Raw genomic sequence first — 2,932 nt, forward strand, 5'->3', positions numbered from 1 at the left:
GCGAATATCCTGACGCACTTTTTTTAGATGAACCTTCAAATGACTTAGACATTGATACTCTTAGTTTCTTGGAGTCATTTATTATAAACAGTTCAATTCCAATTATTTTCATTTCTCATGATGAACAATTAATTGAACATTCTGCTAATACAATCATTCACGTAGAGCAGTTGATTCGTAAGACAAAAAGTAAAATAACGATTTCCCGCCTTTGCTACAAGGAGTATTTAGATAGTAGGAATCTATCATTTTTGCATCAGACACAAATTGCAAAAAAAGAACGAAGTGAATATAAGAAGAAGCGCGAAAGATTACTTCAACTATTTGAAAAAGCACGTAATAACGGCGGGTGGAGAAATTCTGATGGTACTCCTTCATCAGATGGTCACGCCAAAAGAAGTATGCAGGCTATTAAAGCAAAAGAGAAAAGAATGGAGCGTGAGAGCGAGGAGTTTACTGAGATACCGGATCGTGAAGATGAAATTATCACAAGATTTGACAGCAATATATCTATACCTAAACAAAAAATAATTTTGGATTATGCTATAGACTCCTTATCTGTTGATGATAAGATTCTTGCACATAATATCAAGCTAAAGGTGGTTGGAAATCAACATATTTGTATAATTGGCTCAAACGGAATAGGAAAATCCACTCTGTTAAAGGAGATATGGAAACTTCTTGCTAAAAGGACGGATATTAAGGTGGGATATATGCCTCAAAACTATGAAGATGTCTTAGATTTCAGTCAAACACCAACTGAGTTTTTAGAATCTCAGTATGACAAAGAGGAACAAACTCGTGCAAGAATGTTTTTAGGAAATATGAAATTTACCGCAGACGAGATGCTGCATAAAATTTCAGAATTAAGCGGTGGTCAAAAAGCAAAGTTGATTTTTTTGAATATGGTACTAAAAAAATGCGATGTGCTTATTCTGGACGAACCAACAAGAAATTTCTCGCCACTCTCATCTCCCGTTGTATGTAAAGCTCTTATGAATTTTGGGGGGACTATTATAAGTATATCACATGATAGACGTTATTTAAACGATGTTGCTGATATAGTATATGTATTATCGCCTACAGGATTAACCTTGCTTTAAGTATTATTTTTGAAATGGAGTTACTACGATGAAAATAACAATAATTGGAGCGGGATATGTTGGATTATCTCTTGCAATGCTTCTGTCATCCGATAACGAAGTAACAATTGTAGATAAAGATGAGAAAAAAATCAAGATGATTAATGATGGGGTATCTCCATTAAGAGAAAGTGATATAATAAAAGCATTTGCTGAAAATAAAGATAGTATAATTGCTACTTCATCTATAAAAGACACTCTGATTAATGCGAATTTGATTATTATAGCTGTGTCAACAGACTTCAATAATGAATTGAATCAGTTTGAACTACATAATGTTGAATCTATTATAAATGTTGCATATCAAGTTAATAATAATGCAACAATAGTAATTAAGTCAACTATTCCTGTTGGATTTACAAATGAAATATGCAAAAAAAATAATGATACATCCAACATACTGTATTGTCCAGAGTTTCTTAGAGAAGGCAAGTCGCTCTATGATAATTTATATCCGAGTCGAATTATTATTGGAACGAAAACTGGCGATCCTCGAAATGCTGAAAAAGCATCTGCATTTGCAGATGTACTAAAGCAAAACGCATTATCTGACAATGTTCAAGTGTTATTTATGGGTTATTCTGAAGCTGAATCTGTAAAACTATTCTCCAATGCCTTTCTTGCTCTCAGGGTGGCATTCTTTAATGAACTTGACATGTTTGCAGAAAGTAAGGGACTCAATACCAAAGAAATCATAGAAGGTGTATGCTTAGATTCACGGATAGGAATGTTTTATAATAATCCTAGTTTCGGATATGGAGGTTATTGCTTACCAAAGGATACTAAACAATTATTAGTTGATTTCGATGATATACCACATGATGTTATATCCGCTATTGTGAGTTCTAATGAAAAGAGGAAAGAATATATAGTTCAGCGTATAATATCTTTGTCTGAAAGAGTAAAGCTGGAAAAGAGAATAAACAGTGTAGTAATTGGCGTATATAGACTTGTTATGAAGTCACATTCAGCGAACTGTAGGAATAGCTCAGTTATGGATGTTATTTACGAACTACTCAGGTTAAACTATTCTTTGGTTATCTTTGAACCTTGTGATATAGACTTTTCTCGGTGGCATAATGTGAAAATTAGCGAGAATGAAGATGAGTTTAAGAAATCTGTCGATATTATTATTGCGAATAGGTATGATGATTATTTAGCAGATTTTGAAGGAGTAGTGTATACCAGAGACATTTTTCTCAGAGACTAACAATAGCATGTTTTAAACGCTATTGATTAAAAATATGTTAACAAACGAATTATTGACGCTTCATGTCTACATCTTTGAAAACTTAGATATTATGCGGTTACTAAAAGATAATTGAGAACAGTTCCTAAGAATTGTTCTCTGTTTTCTTATCTTCTATTTTTGCTTGATTTGGATTCAACTAGAGAATTATCTAATAAATCATGTATTATCATTAAGTAGTAATGTAAAGGAGATAAAAAATGATTAGTAAAAAGACTGATGTTTTGTGGGATGATGCTCCAGTCGATGTTTCGACCGAAGTCAATTTCATTTGGTCTATTGCCAATAAGTTGAGAGGTACATACCAGAGCGACAAGTACAAGGATGTTATCATTCCTATGGTCATTATCCGCCGCTTTGAGTGCGCATTGGAAGCTACAAAGCAGGCTGTCGTGGAGCAGTACAAGAAGAATCCTGCGTACCCTGCAAAGGCGATGTGCCGTGTGTCGGGGTATCAGTTCTTCAATACGAGTGAGTACACCCTTGCGGAGCTTGTCAACGATCCCGACCACCTTGCGGCGAATTTCAGAAACTATATCGA

General features: G+C 34.2%; 3 protein-coding genes. All 3 read left to right on the forward strand.

From position 1 onward, the window contains the following. A partial coding sequence (locus CUS_RS00020) for an ATP-binding cassette domain-containing protein (RefSeq protein ID WP_002846745.1) occupies positions 1-1,103 on the forward strand: 1,103 nt, incomplete at its 5' end. Positions 1,104-1,131: 28 nt separating this feature from the next. After that, positions 1,132-2,352 carry a nucleotide sugar dehydrogenase gene (locus CUS_RS00025; protein WP_002846743.1) on the forward strand — a complete coding sequence of 407 codons (1,221 nt, stop codon included), beginning with the start codon at positions 1,132-1,134 and terminating at the stop codon, positions 2,350-2,352. 239 nt (positions 2,353-2,591) lie between these two features. Further along, on the forward strand, positions 2,592-2,932 hold a 341-nt coding region (locus CUS_RS00030), incomplete at its 3' end, for a type I restriction-modification system subunit M N-terminal domain-containing protein (protein WP_002846744.1).

It is taken from the genome of Hominimerdicola alba 8, from assembly GCF_000178155.2.
GTDB lineage: Bacteria > Bacillota > Clostridia > Oscillospirales > Ruminococcaceae > Hominimerdicola > Hominimerdicola alba_C.